General features: G+C 72.9%; 13 protein-coding genes. 6 read left to right on the forward strand and 7 right to left on the reverse strand.

Going from position 1 to position 17,544, the window contains the following annotated elements:
* From GCU67_RS09815 to GCU67_RS09830, 4 genes are all read right to left on the reverse strand, one after another.
* Nucleotides 1–345 (reverse strand): hypothetical protein (locus tag GCU67_RS09815; RefSeq protein ID WP_211661113.1); only part of this gene is annotated, 345 nt, incomplete at its 3' end.
* Between the two features lie 41 nt (nucleotides 346–386).
* On the reverse strand, nucleotides 387–2,603 hold the full coding sequence (locus tag GCU67_RS22800; protein ID WP_420846350.1) for a glycoside hydrolase family 16 protein: 2,217 nt from the start codon (nucleotides 2,601–2,603) through the stop codon (nucleotides 387–389).
* 185 nt (nucleotides 2,604–2,788) lie between these two features.
* Nucleotides 2,789–3,937, reverse strand: coding sequence for a glycosyltransferase (locus GCU67_RS09825; RefSeq protein WP_163611049.1), 1,149 nt, complete (start codon nucleotides 3,935–3,937; stop codon nucleotides 2,789–2,791).
* 97 nt (nucleotides 3,938–4,034) lie between these two features.
* Nucleotides 4,035–6,140, reverse strand: coding sequence for a glycoside hydrolase family 16 protein (locus GCU67_RS09830; protein WP_163611050.1), 2,106 nt, complete (start codon nucleotides 6,138–6,140; stop codon nucleotides 4,035–4,037).
* Between the two features lie 323 nt (nucleotides 6,141–6,463).
* On the opposite strand from GCU67_RS09830, the gene GCU67_RS09835 reads away from it, so the two are divergent.
* Both GCU67_RS09835 and GCU67_RS09840 read left to right on the forward strand, forming a co-directional pair.
* On the forward strand, nucleotides 6,464–7,294 hold the full coding sequence (locus tag GCU67_RS09835) for an ABC transporter permease (RefSeq protein WP_163611051.1): 831 nt from the start codon (nucleotides 6,464–6,466) through the stop codon (nucleotides 7,292–7,294).
* The gene (locus tag GCU67_RS09840; protein ID WP_163611052.1) at nucleotides 7,295–8,482 is read left to right on the forward strand and encodes an ATP-binding cassette domain-containing protein; all 1,188 of its coding nucleotides are present in this window, start codon (nucleotides 7,295–7,297) and stop codon (nucleotides 8,480–8,482) included.
* Here the strand turns inward: GCU67_RS09840 and GCU67_RS09845 are convergent.
* Both GCU67_RS09845 and GCU67_RS09850 read right to left on the reverse strand, forming a co-directional pair.
* Nucleotides 8,466–10,082 (reverse strand): glycosyltransferase, encoded by a 1,617-nt coding sequence (locus tag GCU67_RS09845; RefSeq protein WP_163611053.1) that lies wholly within the window; start codon nucleotides 10,080–10,082, stop codon nucleotides 8,466–8,468. The genes GCU67_RS09840 and GCU67_RS09845 overlap by 17 nt on opposite strands.
* Nucleotides 10,079–10,768 (reverse strand): polysaccharide deacetylase family protein, encoded by a 690-nt coding sequence (locus GCU67_RS09850; RefSeq protein ID WP_163611054.1) that lies wholly within the window; start codon nucleotides 10,766–10,768, stop codon nucleotides 10,079–10,081. Before GCU67_RS09850 ends, GCU67_RS09845 begins: the two co-directional genes overlap by 4 nt.
* A 228-nt stretch (nucleotides 10,769–10,996) precedes the next feature.
* Between GCU67_RS09850 and GCU67_RS09855 the strand changes: the two genes are divergently transcribed.
* From GCU67_RS09855 to GCU67_RS09865, 3 genes are all read left to right on the forward strand, one after another.
* Nucleotides 10,997–11,956, forward strand: a complete 960-nt coding sequence (locus GCU67_RS09855; protein WP_338104910.1) for a glycosyltransferase family 2 protein — start codon at nucleotides 10,997–10,999, stop codon at nucleotides 11,954–11,956.
* 126 nt (nucleotides 11,957–12,082) lie between these two features.
* Nucleotides 12,083–13,450, forward strand: coding sequence for a Wzz/FepE/Etk N-terminal domain-containing protein (locus GCU67_RS09860; protein WP_163611056.1), 1,368 nt, complete (start codon nucleotides 12,083–12,085; stop codon nucleotides 13,448–13,450).
* A 100-nt stretch (nucleotides 13,451–13,550) separates the two neighbouring features.
* A complete protein-coding gene (locus tag GCU67_RS09865) occupies nucleotides 13,551–14,834 on the forward strand; it encodes a glycosyltransferase family 2 protein (RefSeq protein WP_163611057.1) in 1,284 nt (427 codons plus the stop codon).
* Between the two features lie 31 nt (nucleotides 14,835–14,865).
* On the opposite strand, the gene GCU67_RS09870 is transcribed toward GCU67_RS09865, so the two are convergent.
* The gene (locus GCU67_RS09870) at nucleotides 14,866–16,239 is read right to left on the reverse strand and encodes a glycosyltransferase (RefSeq protein ID WP_163611058.1); all 1,374 of its coding nucleotides are present in this window, start codon (nucleotides 16,237–16,239) and stop codon (nucleotides 14,866–14,868) included.
* Between the two features lie 291 nt (nucleotides 16,240–16,530).
* Here GCU67_RS09870 and GCU67_RS09875 point away from each other — a divergent pair, with 291 nt between their 5' ends.
* Nucleotides 16,531–17,520 carry a glycosyltransferase gene (locus GCU67_RS09875; RefSeq protein WP_163611059.1) on the forward strand — a complete coding sequence of 330 codons (990 nt, stop codon included), beginning with the start codon at nucleotides 16,531–16,533 and terminating at the stop codon, nucleotides 17,518–17,520.
* Nucleotides 17,521–17,544: the final 24 nt, after the last annotated feature.

Raw genomic sequence — 17,544 nt, forward strand, 5'->3', positions numbered from 1 at the left:
GGCGAACGGCAGCGGCACGGCAGCCTCGGCGAGGGCCGCGAAGCCGGCGGCGGGGTCGGTCGCGCCCTGTCCGAGGCTGAGGCCGTCGCCCAGCAGGAGCGTGCGCGCGATCTGAGCGGGCCGGACGACCGCGGGTCCGGTGGGCGTGGGCTCGGCCACCGGGGCGGGCAGGGGTGCTGCCGGTGGTGGCGTCGCCGTCGGACGGTCCAGGCGCATCCCGGTCCCGACGACCACCAGGAGCCCGGCGAACAGCGCGATGCTCACGCCCAGGGCGATCGAGCCCCACAGCGGTGGCCGCTCGAACCAGTGCCGGCGCGGCCCCCGTCGTGCCCACCTCCTCGCCATGCCGCGGACGCTACCGGTGCGCGGTCGCTGCGCTGAGCTCCTCAGGTGTAGGTGCGGATCCAGTCGACGTAGAGGTCGGTGATCTCGCCGGTGGGAGCGAGGTCGACGGGCCAGCCGCCGCCGAGGGCGAGGTCCATCAGGAAGTAGTGAGGGTCGGCTGCCTGGCGGAGCCCCTGGTATGTGGCCACCTGGATGCCGTCGATGTAGAAGTCGGCGCCGCCCGGGACGAAGCGGACGCCGTAGGTGTGCCAGGCCAGGGCCCAGTCCGCGACGCCGTTGTCCTCGAGGCACTTCGCGACGCCGCCGTCGCCGTCGCCGTAGCCCCAGTTGTGCGTGGTGTGGCAACTGCCGGCGGTGTTGTGGCCGTAGAGCTCGACCGCGTCGACCTCGCTGGCCGTCGTGCCCCGAGGGGTGGTGTTCTCCGTGTCGAGCATCCAGAAGGCGGGCCAGGAGCCGACGCCGGGGGCTCCGAGCATGCGTGCTTCGAAGTAGCCGTACTGGGCGGCGAACCCGCTGCCCCCCACTCGCACCGAGGAGAGGATGCCTCCCTCGTGTTCCAGGTTCCACGGCGTCGCCGCCGGATCGGAGGGCTGGACCCGCAGGCGGAGGTACTGGGAGTCCAGGGTCGTGATGTTGCCGTGGCCCTCGGCGGGGTCGGCGAACCAGGCGTCACCGAAGCTGCCGCCCCCGACGTGTGAGGGCTTGGTCGCGGCGTACTCGGCCCCCGTCCCGCGCCGGCTGATCGACAGCGGGTCGGTGAACTCCTCGGCGTACTGGAGGGTCATGCCCGCGGGGGCATGGCCACCGGTGTCCACGGCGACCCCGGACCGGTTGACGAGCTGGACGTACAGCGGGGTACCGCCGTCCGACCCGCTCCGGTCGACGCGCAGGGCGGTCGGGCCGGTCGCCAGCGCGGCCAGGTCGACGCGCAGCACGGCGCGACCGGAGGCGTCGATGGTGCCGCTCGTCAGCTCCTGTTCGGCACCCGGTGTGGTGCCGACGGGGTCGATCCACGCGGTCACGGTGACGGGCGTGCCGACCGGGCCGGCCACCACGACGGTCGTCGTCCCGGACACCGCCGAGCCCGGGGCCGGGCAGACCAGTGCCAGCTGGTCGTCGGTCGAGCTGCCCACCGGGTCGGACGCGGCCGAGCACGGCGCCGCCGGGGTCGAGGTGGTCGAGTACCCGGTCGGCGAGTACCCCTGCGCGGTGCGCGGCCACCGGGGCGGGGTGGTGCCGACGTCGTACGCGGTGAACTCGCGCAGGGACACCGATGCCGTGGCGACGGTCCTGGCCAGCTCGAGCCGCACCCAGCTGGCGGTATGCGGGGCGAAGGCGATGGTGGTCGGAGGGCCCCCGCCCCCGGCGATCCCGGACACCACGACGGTGCTCCCGTCGCTGAACCTCAGCAGCCCGTGCAGCGGGGCGTTCCACGGCGCGGCGGGGTCGGTGGCGAGGGCTGTGGGGCCGAGCACCTGGATGCTCGCAAGTCGGCGCGGCTTCTGCCAGGACAGCTGAACCCACGGGGCGGCGTCTGTGCTGGTCGCGCTCCACTCGGCGCCGGCTCGGCCACCGGCGACGTCCCCGTCGAGCAGCGCGCCGGCGGCCGAGGCGGCGCTGGAGGTCTTCACCACGGACCGCCAGCTGGACGTGGGGTCACCGCCGGCCGTGCTGGCCTGGACGTCACCGGAGGCGGGGGTGCCGGTGCGGTCGACGATGAAGCGGGTCAGCGCGACGGACGTCGTGCCGGTGGGCGCGCCGGTGACGACGAACCGGGCGGTGCGCACCGTGCGGGGGCTGAAGGCGAGTTCGACCACGCCGTCGGGGCCGGGGGCGAGGTCCACCGGGTCACCGGCGTCCAGGACGAGCCGGGCCGCGGTGATGGGGGTCGTGTCGGCTGCCCGGACGTCGACGTGGTCGACCTCGGTGGGCTCGGGCCACGTCAGTTCGACCCAGGCGCCCACTGCCTCCCCGTCGCTCTGCCAGATCACTCCCGACGTCGGCGTCGGGGACGTGGTGCTGGCGGCACCGGGGACCGGTGTGGGGCCGGTGCCCGAGGCCGTCGGTGCGCCGGCCGTCGGGGGTGTGATCCCACCCGTCGCCGGTACCGGTGAGCCGGGACCCCCTGCTACGGAGGCGGTCGGCGCACCGTCCGACCCGGTCGCCCAGGTCACGCCGCCCACCGCCACGAGCAGGACGGCGACCGCCGCCAGGAGAAGCTGGATCCACCTGCGGGGCATCACGACCGCCTCGGTCATCTGACGCACGCCACGTGCGCCCGGGACGTGTCACCGAGAAACTCTGGTGACGCTGAGCAGTGGGAACACTACGAGCAGCGATGTGAAGGAACGGTCGGTCGCACGGCGTGTCCGCCGGGACCGGGGCGGCTGGGACGGATGTGCCGGCTGGGACTAGTGGGCGGCGTCCTGTGACCGTTCTCCGCTCAGTGTGCGGCGAGCGTCCGGTCCACCACCGCGGCCATGGCCTCGCGGAAGTGCCGGCGGGAGAACGTCTCGGCGTGCGCGCGGATGGCGCGACTGTCGTAGAGCGACGGGTCGAAGGCCGCGAGCGTGCTGGCCCAGGTCTCGACCTCCTGCTCGGGAGACGTGACGGGGACAAGTTCGCCGGTGCGTCCGGGCAGGACGGAGTCGCGCGCACCTCCGGCGTCGATCGCGATGACCGGGGCCCCGCAGGCCTGAGCTTCCACCGGCACGATCCCGAAGTCCTCGACCCCGGGCATGAGCAGGGCACGACAGCGTCGGAACAGGTCGCGCAGTTCGTCGTCGTCGACCCGTCCCACGAAACGGGTGTGCGGCCCGGCCAGCCGCGCCATCTCCTCCCGGATGCGTCCACCGCCGGTGACCACCAGGGGGACGCCCGCACGCTCCGCAGCCCGGATGGCCAGGTCGGGGCGCTTGTAGGGCACGAGGCGGCCGGCGAGCAGGAAGAAGTCCTCCCGCTCGGTGGCGGGGCTGGGTGAGTAGTACTCGGTGTCCACCGGTGGGTGCACGACCGCGGCCTCCCGGTCCCACCACGTGCGGATCCGCTCTGCCACAAAGCTGGAGTTGGCCACGACGGTCTGTAGCCGGGCCGCCGCGGCACGGTCGCGCGGGCGGAAGACCGCGGAGAAGGCACCCAGCATGGCCTCGCCGGACCTGCCGCCTGCCTCGCCGGTGCGCATCGCGGCGTCCCACACCCACCGGGCGGGGGTGTGCACGTAGGCGATCACCGGGGCTTGGGTCGCGCGGACCACCTGGGTGGCGAAGGCGTGGTGGGAGGCGATCACAACGTCGGACGGCGGCAGTGACAGGTTCGCCATCGCGACGGGGAGCGCCGGCAGCAGGTGGGCGTACGAGGTGCCGCGCAGGAACCGGGTGAGCTGAGTGGTGCGCAGCCGGGCTTCGAGGTCGGCGGGGAGGACCCCCGCCCGCCCGATCGGAGCGAGGATCGGTGCTGCGGGCCACTCGCGGGCCAGCTGCTCGACGACGGCCTCGGAGCCGGCGTACTCGGTGAACCGCTCGTGCACCAGGGTGACCCGGGCGGTGCCCGACGTCAGCCGCGCCGGGGCGATCGGGGCTTGGACGTGCGGCATCACGGTCCTGCGCGGGCTCGGCACGGTCCCATGATGAGGCCAATGTCCTGCGTCGGCTGGCCAGTGCTCAGCGCCGAAACTGAGATGTGCGCCATCGTCAGGTGTAGGCGTGGATCCAGTCGACGTAGAGGTCGGTGACCTCACCAGTGGAGGCGAGGTCGACGGGCCAGCCTCCGCCGAGAGCGAGGTCGACGAGGAAGTAGTACGGGTCAGCGGCTTGTCGGAGCCCCCGGTAGGTGGAGACCTGGATCCCGTCGATGAAGAAGTCCGCGCCGCCGGGCACGAACCGGACGCCGTAGGTGTGCCAAACCAGTGCCCAGTCGGCGAAGCCATTGTCGTCCAGGCAGTCGGCGACGCCGCCGTCGTCGCTCCCGTAGCCCCAGTTGTGCGTGGTGTGGCAACTGCCCGTGGTGTCGTGCCCGTAGAGCTCAACGGCGTCGACCTCCCCGGCGGTCACACCCCGGGGTGTGGTGTTCTCGGTGTCGAGCATCCAGAAGGCGGGCCAGGAGCCGACCCCCGGCGCACCGAGCATGCGGGCCTCGAAGTAGCCGTACTGGGCGGCGAAGCCACTGCCACCCACCCGCGCCGAGGAGAGGATGCCGCTCTCGTGCGCCGCACCGGTTGGGGCGGTCCCCTGGGCGCGGATGCGCAGGTACTGCGAGTCGACCGTGCCCAGCGTCCCCGTGCCGGAGGCCGGGTCGGCAAAGGCGGCGTCCCCGAAGCTCCCACCCTGTTCGTAGGACGGCTTGGTCGCTGCGTACTCGGCCCCGGCTCCGTCCCGGCTGATCGACAGCGGCTCGGTGAACTCCTCGGCGTACTGCAGGGTCATCCCCGCCGGTGCGTGGCCGCCTGCGTCCAGCGCAATCCCGGACCGGTTCACCAGCTGTACGTAGAGCGGTACGGCGGCAGGGTCGTCGCTGGGCTGGGCGACGTCCACGCGCACAGCGGTGGGGCCCTCGGCAAGGGCGGTCATGTCGACGGTCAGGGACGCGCGCCCGGAGGAGTCCGTGGTCCCGGAGGCGACCTCCTGCACCACGCCGGGGCTGTCGCCCGTGGGGTCGAGGGAGGCGGTCGCGGACACCGCCGTGCCGGCCGGGCCAGCCACCACGAGCGTCGTGCTCCCGGAGACCGCAGACCCCGGCTCGGGGCACACGAGCGCGAGTCCGCCGCCGCTGGACCGCCCCGTGGGCGGCGACGCGGACGAACAGGACGCGGTGGGCGGGGTGACCTCGTAGCTGTCGGCCGGCTGGCCGTCAGCTCCTTGCGGCCACGGGGGCGGGGTGGTCCCGGCGTCGTAGACGGCCAGTTCGCGCAGGGACACCGGGACGTCCGCGCCGGGCTCCGTCGTGGCCAGCTCGAGGCGCACGCTCGAGGCCGTCCGCGGGGTGAACGCGATGGTCGTGGCCGGGCCTCCGCCGGCGGCGATGCCCGACACGACGACCGTGCTGCCGTCGTCGAAGCGGAGGACACCGTGCAGGGGCGTAGGCGGCCGCTGCGTGGGGTCGACGTCGCCCTCGGCCGGGCCGAACACCTGGACGCTGGCCACCAGGCGCGGCTGCGGCCAGGCCAGCTGCACCCACGCGTCTCCCCCCGGCGGCGCCGTCCACGAGTCACCGGTGGCCCCCCGGGCGACGTCACCGTCGATCAGGGCGGGGGCGTCCGGCGCCGAGCTCGTGGCGGTCGTGACGCCGGCGGCCGGCGGGCTGGTGAGGACCGGCGAGCCGCTGTCGTCGACGGTCAGCGAGGTGAGGGCGACCGACGCCGTGCCGTCCGGGACGGTGGCGATGACCAGGCGGACGCTGGAGACCCGGCGGGCCGGAAAGTCGACCGAGGCCATCCCCTCCGCGTCGGTCGTCAGCAACATCGAGGGACCACCATCGAACTCGAGTGCGGCCGAGTCGAACCCGGTGCCCGCGGCGCCGGTCGTGGCGACTTCGACGTGATCGACCTCGGTGGCGCTGGACCAGGCCAGTCGCACCCACGCGCCGACGGTCTCCCCGTCGCTCTGCCAGACGACGGCCCGGTCGTCGTCAGCGGTCGAAGGGCGATCCCGGTCCACCAGGTCCCCGGCGTCCAGACCAGGACGCGTCGAGGAAGCGGAGGCCGTGATCGAGGACCGGTGCACGAGGAGCACGACGGCGACGGCCGCCACGGCGAGGACGAGCACACCGGACAGGACGACGACGAGCCACCTGCGGGGCATGGGGTCCTCTCGGGCTCGGGCATCGGCTCAGCGACGGCGGGTCCGGACGGGCGTTGACTCCAGCCGAAGTTACATGGGGTGGGGGAGCGGATCGTGGTCCTGGACAGACAGCCGGGGCAGCTCCGTGGCTGGACACGGGCGGAGGGTCGGGCAGGTCACTGGCCGGGTGCTGGGGGTGACGGGACAGAATGGTCCGCTCAGACAGGCGTGCGCGTCCATCGAGAGGGTCCCGTGAGACGACTGGTCGGCCGGTTTTCCCGGTCCTCGACGGCCGGAGCGCGACACCTCGACCGGGGGCCGCAGCCGACGGTCAGGGCTCTCCCGTGACCGGCGACCTCGGCCCCTGGACGGAGAACTCCCGGCGCGGCATGGTCCAGGACCGGCCGTGGACGGCGTTGTGGCGCTCTCGCGACCTGATCTGGTACTTCGCCGTGCGCGACGTGAAGCTCAGGTACCGGCAGGCCGTCCTGGGTGCCATCTGGGTCCTCGCCCAGCCCGTGGCCAGCGTCGTGGTGTTCACGCTGGTCTTCAGCCGGCTGGCCGGGGTGAGCAGCCAGGGTGTCCCCTACCCGGTCTTCGCACTCGTCGGGATGGTGAGCTGGACCTACTTCTCGACTTCGGTGACCGCAGGAGGGCAGGTGCTGGTGGCCAACGCCAGCCTGGTCAGCAAGGTCTACTTCCCGCGGATGGCAGCCCCGGCGGCCGCGCTGCTGTCCCCAGGCGTCGACCTGGCCGTCTCCCTCGTCCTGGTCGAGATCGCCACCGTGGTCTACGGGGTGGGGCCCACCTGGCGACTGCTGGCAGCCCCGCTCTGGCTGCTGCTCATGGTGGCCACCGCCCTCGGCGCCGCTTTCTGGCTCTCCGCGCTCAACGTCAGGTACCGGGACGTCCAGCACGCAGTGGGACCGGTCCTCCAGGTGCTGCTGTTCGCCAGCCCCGTCGCCTATGCAGCCACGGCGCTGTCGGGGTGGCAGGAGCTGCTGTACGCGGTGAACCCGATGGTCGGCGTCATCGGGCTGGGGCGCTGGTCGTTCCTCGGCACGCCGTGGCCCGGCTGGCAGCTGCTCGTCTCGGTGGTCAGTGCGGGGGTGTTGCTGGCGAGCGGCGCGGCCTACTTCAACCGTGCTCAGCGCTCCTTCGCCGACGTGATCTGAGTGGACCGCATCGAGTTCGACCGGGTCAGCAAGCGCTACCCCCTCGGCGAGCAGCGCACCGCCCGGGAGGCGATCGTGGCCGGCGCCCGAGCGCTCACGCGGCGTCGCCGCGCGGAGCCACAGGAGATCTGGTCCCTCCGCGACGTCTCCTTCACCGTGGCCGACGGCGAGAGCGTCGGGATCGTCGGCCGCAACGGGGCGGGGAAGAGCACGATCCTCAAGGTGATGACCGGGATCACCGCCCCGACGAGCGGGGTGTCGCGGACGCGGGGCAGGGTCGCGGCCCTGCTGGAGGTGGGCACAGGTTTTCATCCCGAGCTCACCGGTCGGGAGAACGTCTACCTCAACGGCGCCATCCTCGGGATGTCCCGGCGGGACATCGGTCGCGCTTTCGACGACATCGTCGAGTTCTCCGGGGTGCGGCGGTTCCTCGACACCCCCGTCAAGCGCTACTCGAGCGGCATGTCGCTGCGGCTGGCCTTCGCCGTGGCGGCGCACCTCGAACCGGATGTCCTCGTGGTCGACGAGGTCCTCGCGGTGGGCGACGCGGAGTTCCAGCGCAAGTGCCTTGGCAGGATGGAGCAGGCCGAGCGGGAGGGGCGGACCCTGGTGTTCGTCAGCCACGACCTCGACACCCTGAGCAGCCTGTGCCGGCGGTCGCTGTGGATGGAGGCGGGGACCGTCCGGGCGGAGGGTGCCTCGAGCGACATCGTCCGCGACTACCTCACCTCCGGCCTGAGCTCGCCGGACGCGTCGAGGGCGCTGGTCCGTTCCGGGCCGCTGCAGGTGCTCGACGTCCGGGTGCGCGCCGCGGGCCGCGGGGCCGAGGCGGCACTCCTGCGCGACGACCCGATCGAGATCGACGTCGACTTCGACCTGGCGGAGGCCGTCCCCGGACTCGACCTCGCCGTCTACGTGACCACCAGGACGGGCGTGCGCGTGCTCGACGTGACCGCCACCGACGGGGGGCCGGTGTCCTTCCCCGCAGGACGGCAGCGGGCGCGGATCTCCGTGCCACCGATCCTCAACGTGGGGACCTTCGCGGTCGGCGTGTGGTTCGGCACGCCGCAGCACGGGATGCTCGACGAGCCCGCGGCGGCGACGTTCACGCTGCACGGCAGCGATCGCGGGCGGCCGGAACGGGTGCTGGTCTACGACCTGCCAGTCGACATCAGCCGGTTGGACTGACCGGTCCGGGAGCAGCGGTGACCGGCCGGAACGCCCGCACGGTGATCAGCATCGGGAACTGGGGATCGATTGCCGCCAGCTCGTGCGCCCGGAGCTCGTGCGCGGCCATGCCGTAGAGGAAGGCCGCGCTGGTCAGCACGTTGCCGTGGTGGCCCACCTCGATGGACTGGGTCCCGAACACGTCCCCGAAGAGCCGGCCGGCCGAGACCGTTGTGAGGGCCCAGTGCCAGGTGGCTGCCCACTCATCGGCGCTCACCGGGGAGATCCCCGGGAAGGTGGCCAGCACGCTCCCGCCCGGCCGAAGCATCCGGTGCAGGGTGCGGATGGCCGCCGGCAGGTCATGGACCAGGTGCAGCGTCTGGGTCAGCACGATGCAGTCGAAGGCCTCTGACGGCAAGCCCTCGCCGTCCGCGAGGTCGCCCACCAGGGTGGTGTCCGGGTGCCCCGCCCGGATGTTGAGGACGTCGGACCGGGTGACCCTGTCCCCGCCGAAGCGCCGGGTGTAGGCGCGGTCGCCGACCTCCAGCACCTGCCCGCTGATCAGGTGGGCGTTCTCGGTGAGGAACTGCTCGACGTAGTGGCGGTCGACCGGGAGTCCGCGGTCGTAGCCGAACTGGCGGCTCAGTGGCTCCAGTCGGCGCAGTGTCCCCATGCGCACGGGGCCGAGGTCGCGAGCCCGCCTCCTGGCACCACGGACGACCCGCAGCACCCCGGCGGTGAGCGCCTCGACTGGGGAGGACCGGTCGTGGGGCTCGCGGCGGTAGGGCATCAGGGCAGCCTCCAGGGCAGTGCGCAGTTCGGGATCGTCTCCGGCGGGAGAGTTCGCCAGCCGGTCCTCCAGCCAACGGAGGTAGGTCTCCATGCTCGGGTTGGGTGTCCAGGGGTGGTACGTGCCGTCCTGCACGGACCGGGCAGTGGTGGAGCCGGCGTGCCGCCGGTAGAGGGCGGTGCGGGTGCCGCTGACGACCGCGGGCGCGGCGGTGTGCAACTCGGCCAGCAGGGCCTGGTCCTCGAACATGCCCGGGAACTCGTCCGCTGCCCCGCCCACCTGCTCCAGCAGCCGTCGCCGGACCAGCAGGCTGCAGGTGGGCGTCCGGTAGGCCCCGCGGCGGAGGGTCGCGGTGAGCATCCGGGGAGCCGGGACGACGCTCCCGGGCGGCCAGGGCAGCGGCGTCCACTCGTCCCCAGTCGCGCCCGGTCGCCAGGAATGCCACTCCATGGCCTGGCCGCAGACCAGGCCGGCCTCGGGGTGCTCCTCGAGGAGGGCCACCTCATGCGCGACGTGCCCGGGCAGCCAGACGTCATCGGCGTCGAGGAAGGCGACCAGGTCTCCCCGAGCGGCACGGATGCCCAGGTTGCGGGTCGCGCTCATCCCGCGGTGCCCGTGGCCCGGGTGTTCGAGGTACCGCACCCTGTGGGGCTCGAGAGCCGCCCAGTCACGGGCGATGGCCGTGCTCGCCGGGCCCGAGCCGTCGTCGCAGAGCAGCAGCTCCACGGGGTGGTCCTGGGCCAGGACGCTGCGAATCGCGTCGTCGAAGAACTCCACGGCGTCACGGAAGATCATCACGACCGAGACGACGTCGGATCGGGCGCCGCTCACCGGGCGGGCAGGGTGGTGAAGGTCAGGCCTCGCGCCCGGACGGACCGCACGATCGCCGGGAGGGCATCGATCGTCGCCGAGCGGTCCAGCGCTTCCGGCGCCCAGGGCTGCTCGATCCAGTCGTGCATCAGCACGACGTCGCCGGACGTCGCCGCGCTCGCCACGGCCGCCACCTTGGCGGTGGTGATGCCGGGGCGCCAGTCCGTCGGGTCGACCGTCCACAACCACGGTCGGAGGGCCCGCCGCCGGACCATCGCCGCACTCCGCGTCGTGAGGTGTCCGTGCGGTGGGCGGAACAGGTCGACCTCGCTCCCCGCCGCGGCGGTGACAGCGGCTCGCCCGTCGTCGTACTCCTCGGTGAGCGGCCGGATGCCGAGCTCCGCGGGGTGCGGGTGCGTACTGCTGTGCGAGCCGACGGCATGGCCCTCGGCCAGGGCGCGGCGGACGATCGCGGGGTGTGCCGCGGCGTTGCGTCCCACACAGAAGAAGGTCGCCACGACACCCAGCTCGGCCAGCCGGTCGAGGACCCGAGGGGTCGAGTCGGGGTGTGGGCCGTCGTCGAAGGTCAGCGCCACCTCACCGGGGCCCACCCGGCGCTCGACCCGGCCGATCGACTCCACGGCCAGCCACCTGGCGTGCTGTGCCCGGCGCACGATGCCCCGACCGACGTCGCGGGTGCTCAGCACAGGCGGCTCCTGTCGGGGTGCGTGGCGAGTCCGTCCGTCGGACCGACGGATCATGTCCTGTCGAGGCGGTCGTCGTCATCTGCGGTCACCCGGTGGTGCGCTGTGTGGGAGGCGTCTTTCCCCCGGGGGAGCCGCGTCCGTCGCATGGGAGACTGGCCCGCCAGCACGCCGTACCGGGTCGGCCGGTGACCGGCGAGGGCAGGAGGTCCTGTGGCACCCGCGTCGGCCGTGACGGCCGTCATCCCCACTCACAACCGCCTCGACCTCCTGTTGCGCACGCTGGCGTCCGTGCGCGCGCAGAGCGGCGTCGAGATGGCCGTCGTGGTCGTCGACGACGGCGGTTCCGACGGCACGACCGACGCCCTGCGGGAGATGGACCTCCCGGGTGTCCGGGTGCTCAGGCACGACCGCAGCAAGGGCGTGTCCGCGGCCCGGAACGCCGGCCTCGCTCAGGTGGCCACTCGGTTCACGGCCTTCGTGGACGACGACGACCTCTGGGCTCCGACCAAGACCGCCGATCAGCTGGCGGCCCTGCAGGTCACCCCCGGTGCGCGCTGGTCCTGCTCCGGGGCGCTGCACGTCGACCGGGCTCTCGACGTCATCACTTACCACGCTCCCCCTGGGTCGGGGCGAGTCGACGCCGAGCTGTTGCGGATGAACGTGATCCCCGGGGGCGGCTCAGGGCTGCTCATGGAGACGGCGCTGGCGCGCGAGGTCGGCGGCTTCGACGAGACGATCTCGATCCTGGCGGACTGGGACTTCAACCTCCGGCTGGGGCTCGCCTCACCGGTCGCGGCGGTGGACCGTCCGCTCGTGGGGTACTTCGTCCACTCCGACAGCATGTTCCACGACCCCCTGGGCGTCATGCGCGAACTCGGCCACCTGGCCGAGGCGCATGGCCAGCTGTCCGACGGGAGGGCCTTTGCCGCCGACCGGGCGTGGTGGTACTCCTCCATGTGGGGGATGGCGCGTGCCCTCGGGGACCGCCGGGCAGCCGCACAGCTGGCCCGTGATGCGCTCCGGACGCTGCCGCCTGGAGCAGTGCTGCACCTGCTGCTCGGCAAGGTCCGCGGTCGGCTCGACCGCTGGCGCCTGCCACCGACGACCCGCGCGTTACCCGCGGGTACCGGCTGGCTGGACGGTTTCCGGGACGCCCCGGAGGGCGGTCGCCCGGGCGCCGCTGTGTGACTCGCGACGCCGTTCAGCTCACCGTCCCGGGGTCGGAGCTCTGTTACCTTCTGCCGGACGCATGGAGCCCTGACCGCACCGTCGCCCCGGGGTCTCCTGACACCCATCTCGGCAGAAGGTAGTTGCGTGAGTCTGCACGACTATGTGCGGCTGCTCCGGCGGGGCTGGTGGGTCGTTCTGCTCGGCACAGTCCTCGGTGCGATGGCGGCCTTCGTTCTGGCCAGCACGACCCCAGCCACGTACTACTCCACCGCGACGGTGTACGTGACCGTCGCCGGTGACGGGACGCCGAGCGATCTGGCCAGTGGTGGCAGCTTCGCCACTCAGCGGGTGGCCACCTACGCCAGCCTGGCCTCGACGACGGTGGTGCTCGACCGGGCAGCGGCCGCACTGGGCGGGACCGATGACGCGGACGCGCTGCGCGAGACCGTGACCTCGAGCGCCCGCACCGAGACCGCCCTGGTCGACATCACGGCCAGCGCCAACGACGCGGCAGTCGCAGCGGCACGCGCACAGGCCGTCGCGGATGCGCTCGCGGCCGAGGCGACGAGGCTGGACGCGACCGGTACTGTCGCCTCGGTCCAGCTCACCGTCGTCCAGCCGGCGGAGGTCCCCACGGTCGCGACGGAGCCCCGGCCGCGCAACAGCGTCCTCATCGGTCTCGCCGTGGGTCTGGTGCTCGGTCTCGCCACCGTCGTGGTCGCCGACGCACTGTCCACGACGATCCGCTCGAGCGCGGACCTGCCCGGGAGCGGTGGCCTGGCCACCCTCACGTCGATGCCGAGTGGACCGAAGCGGCGATCACGACACCTGTCAGAGACCGATGCGCGGCTCGAGGCCTTCCGCCAGCTGCGTGCCAACCTCCAGTTCGGGTCGCACGTGGGTGGGACGATCGCCGTCGCCGGTGTCACTGCGGCGTCGGACGCGCACGCCGTCGCCCGCCAGCTCGCCGCGGCCTTCGGGGAGATCGGCTCCTACGTCGTCGTCCTCGACCTGGACCTCCGCATCCCCGACGGCGTCCGGGCCCGCCGTGGCGCACCGGTCGTCACGACCCCGGCGCCTATGGGGGTGGCCGACGTCCTGAGCGGAACCGCCAGCATCGACGATGTGCTGACGTTGGCGATCGGCGACCGAGTGCACGAGATCACCGCCGGCCAGGTGGACGGCTCGTCGGCGCAGCGCTTGAGCACCCCGGCCATGCGTCAGGTCCTCGACACGCTGGTCGCCCGTTTCGACCACGTCCTCCTCGCCTGTCCGCCGCTGGTCGAGCGGTCCGAGTCGGCCGTGGCGGCGGCGCTCGCCGGCAGTGCGCTGGTGGTCGTCGAGTCGGGGGCGACCAAGCGGTCAGAGTTCCAGTTCGCGCTCGAGCTGCTGGCCGGCGTCCGAGTGACGTCGGTGAGTGTGGCCGTCGACCACGTGCGAGACCTGGACCTGGGAGGCGGGATGCTCAACCGGCCCGGGACGGCCGGCGAGCTCGAATCTGCCGGCGCCTGAACGGGTCGGTGTGACGCAGGTACCCGCCCACGGGGGTCGAGCCGCCGCTGCGCTCCGCTCCCCGTTCCAGCTGATCCTGCCCGGTCCTCGCAACCCGCGGATGCGGACCGGACCGCGTGGGCGGTACCTGCGCTCCCTCGCCGTCGTCGACGTGGACGTCGACACCGGGGAGATCGTCCCGCACCTCCAGCTGACCTCGTTCGAGACGCCTCCCGAGGGGGTGTACGCGGTGGTGTGGTCCGGCGGCGTGCCAGTGGCGGACGTCACCGTTCGGGGGAGACCGGAGGACGTCCTCCCGGAGCTGCTTTCGATCGCGACCGACAGAGCCGTCCACGTGTCCCGAGCCCCGTCGACGTCCGGCCAGCCGACCGGGGTCTTGTCCGGTGCCGACGTCACTGTCGCCGTCTGCACGCGGGACCGCGCGGAGGACCTGGTGCAGTGCCTGAAGGCGATCGGTGCCCTGGCCACGGACGTCGCCGAGGTGCTGGTCATCGACAACGCGTCGGAGGCCGACACCACCCGGCAGGTCGTGGCCCGGTTCCCGTTCGCCCGCTACGTGCGTGAGCCGCGCGCTGGGCTCGACTGGGCACGCAACCGGGCGCTGCTCGAGGCACGTACCGCGGTCGTCGCCTTCACCGATGACGACGCGCTGGTGCACCCGGGCTGGGTCGACGGGCTGATCCGGGGGTTCACCGAGGTCCCCGGGACCGTCGTGGTGGCCGGGCTGGTGATCCCGCTGGAGTTGTCCACCGCCGCCCAGGTGGTCTTCGAGGCGCGCGGCTTCGGGCGCGGTTATGCCCGTCGTGTGTTCCGCTCGACCCCGGGTGTGCCGGCGGGCAGAGAGCACGCAGCGCTCGGGGATGCCGGCACCGGCGCCGACATGGCGGTGATGCGGGTGCCCGTCCTGGGGCTGGGCGGGTTCGACCCGGCACTCGACGTGGGCACGCCGACAGGCGGGGCCGGGGACCACGAGCTGTTCTTCCGGGTCATCGCGGCTGGTCACGCACTCGTGTACGAGCCGTCGGCGGTGGTCATGCACCGGCACCGCACCACGATGCCAGGTCTGGCTCGCCAGCGGCGGGGCGATGGCACGGGGTCCTACAGCTGGTGGCTGGGTGCCGGGCGCCGGTACGGCAGGCGGCAGTACGCCGGCCTGCGACGCCAGGCGGTCCGGTGGGCGCTTCGGCACCACCTGACGAACGTCGCGCGCAGCCTGCTATACCCCGAGCTGTTCCCGCCGGCGCTCTCCTGGGCAGACGCCCGCGGGGCTGCCGAGGGCGCCACCGGTGGCCTCTACCGGCGGGCGCTCCGGCAGGCGGCCGCGCAGTCGGCGGCACACCCGGGGGAGCCGACCGCTCCTCCGTTGGTCCACCCGCGGGCCTGAGGAGAGCGCTCGGTCCTGGTCCGGGAGAGGCTCACGGCGCGGTGGTCAGCACCGGCAGCTCGGGATACGCGCAGGCCTCTCGCCGGGCCTGGTCCACGGCCTGGCGGTAGGACCGGCGTGCGAGCGCAGACGTCCAGCCCCTTGCGTTGGCGGTCACCAGTGACATCGGTCGGGCCGAGGGCCGGAGCAGGCTGGACGCGACCGTCCAGGCCGTGCTCTTCGCCCACCACCGAGCCGCGACGGCGATACGACGGCGGTGGTGCGCGCGTCCCAGATTGCGGCCTGCGCCGACGAGCAGGCTGGCACTGCCTGCGCCGTCGCTGCGGCGCTGCCCGCGCAGCTCCGCCATCGTGCGGCGATGGCGGTGGCGCACGACGGCGGCGGGTTCGTAGACGATGAGGTCCCCGCAGGTGAGCAGCCGGCAGAGGGCCTCTTGGTCCTCCCCGCCGGAGGTGGGGGTCCCCGGTCCGAGAGCCGGGTCGAAGCCGCCGACGGCGATCAGCCTGTCGCGGCGGAAGGCCATGTTGGCCCCCGTCCCCATCGCCCCGATGTGGTAGACCGCCGCCGCTGTGTCCTTCGGGCTGGTCGAGGCCGCCTGCAGTCGCCGGTGCTGGTAGCCCCTGCCGAACCCGCCGGTGGCCTCGAAGACCACCTGGGCCCGGGTGGACAGCTCCGCCGGCGCGACCATCCCGGTGATGACGCTCGTGTCCGGGTGCGCGTTGAAGGCCATGAGCAGTGTCTCCGCCCAGCGCGGCTCCACCAGCACGTCGTCGTCGATGAAGGCGATCAGCGGTGTGCGGGCTTCCAGCAGTGCGCGATTGCGCGCCCAGCCGACGCCTCGGCGCGGCTCCTGGACGTAACGGGCCCGGGAGTGGTGTTGGGCCACCTCCTCCGTCCGGTCGTCGGAGGGGGCGTTGTCGACGACCAGCACCTCGGCAACCCCGATGGTCAGGCCGTCAACGGCGGCGAGGCACCGCTCGAGGTCGGCGGGGCGGTCGCGTGTACAGATCGCCACCGTCAGCAGCGAGCCGTCTACTCGCGCCCGCCACAGGTCCTCGGCCACACAGGGTGAGCGTGTCTCGGGTGGCACCGCCGACCCTTCCGGGCCGTGCTGCAGCATGTGCTCATGGACCGCCGCTGCGGCGCTCTCCTGAGCCAGGACCGGCAGCTCGGGCAGCAGCTGACCGGGATCTCCGGCGACCGTCATCTCTCCGACGGGCACCCCGTGCACCCAGATGAGTGCGTGCACGCCCTCGGGCGGGACGGGGAACGGGGTCAGCGCCGGAAGCGCGATGGCCACCGCCGCGTCCAGGTCCACGTCCGCCACCACCAGGGACGGGAAGAGCTGCGACGACCCGGGCAGACACATCCGTTGGCCGAGGCGCAGTGCCTTCTTGATGATCAACCGGGCTCCAGTGGTGGGGATCCGTGGCGGCGGACCGTGATTTGCGCTCATGATCCTCGTCGGGGACGCGGGAGGCGCGACGGAGGGGCCAACCGCGCCGCGGGCCCCGCACCGTCTCGCGTCGAGACGCGCACCACACGACCGTGCGTGACTTCTCGTGGGGGTCCACCGGCCCTAGGCTGCGGGTCGATGACGGCTCCGGTTCGGTGTCGGGGTCCGGTCTCGGCCTCTCAAGTCCGGCCAGTGTGGGGAGTTCACGTGCCAGTCGGGCGATCGGTGGGTGAGGATCGAGTGCAGCGCCTGAGCGTCGTGATCGCGAACTACAACTACGCGCAGTACGTGGGCGCAGCGGTGGACAGCGCCCTGGCGCTCCGCTGGGGCGATGTCGAGGTGGTGGTCGTCGACGACGGCTCCACCGACGGGTCGGCCGAGGTGCTCGAGCGCTACGCCGATCGGGTGCGGCTGATCTCCCTCGCCAACGGGGGCCAGCGTGTCGCTGCCAACCGGGGGTTCGCGGAGAGCACGGGAGACGTCGTCGTCTTCCTGGACGCCGACGACGTGCTCCCGCCCGAGCTGGCCGAGCGACTGGCCGAGGTCTGGACGCCCTCCGTGAGCAAGGTCCAGTTCCGCATGCAGCGCATCGACGAGGCGGGGGTGCCGTTCGGCGAGCCCTTCCCGCAGTGGCGGTCCGTGCCCTCACCGGCCGACATCCGCCGGTGGGTCGTGCGGACGTCGGCGCAGCCGACCCCGCCCGGCTCGGGCAACGCCTACGCCCGGTGGTTCCTGGACCGGATCTTCCCGCTCGACGCCAGCATCGGGGAGTCCGCCGACTCCGGGTGCATCGCCGCTGCTCCCTTCCACGGCGACGTGGTGACCGTGCCCGACACCGTCGTCGGGTACCGCAAACACGGCGCCAATGACAGCAACCTGTTGAGCGACGACACGCGGTTCGCCCGTGAGGTGGAGCGCGCCCGGGCGCGCTGGCGTTTCGCCCAGCAGTCGATCGGCGTCCGCCCGGAGGAGGTCGACGAGCGCCCGCTCTTCCGCAGTCGCGAGTTGCTCCAGTTCCGCGCTGCAGCGGTCCGATCGACCCCGGGGGAGCGGCCACTGCCGGGAGACGGGCGTTTGCGGCTGTTCCTCGACGTCCTGCGGTCCCCGCTCCACCCCGGTGACCAGTCGTGGCGCGCACGTCTCGTGCTCGCCGCCTGGTGCCTGGCTGTCCTGAGCGTCCCCCGGTCGTTGGTCCGGCCACTCGTCGTCCTCCGGTGGCGGCGGCGGTGACCCGGAGCTCGCTGCACCGGGTCT

Source organism: Modestobacter muralis (assembly GCF_010682105.1).
In the GTDB taxonomy this organism is placed as follows: Bacteria; Actinomycetota; Actinomycetes; order Mycobacteriales; family Geodermatophilaceae; genus Modestobacter; species Modestobacter muralis.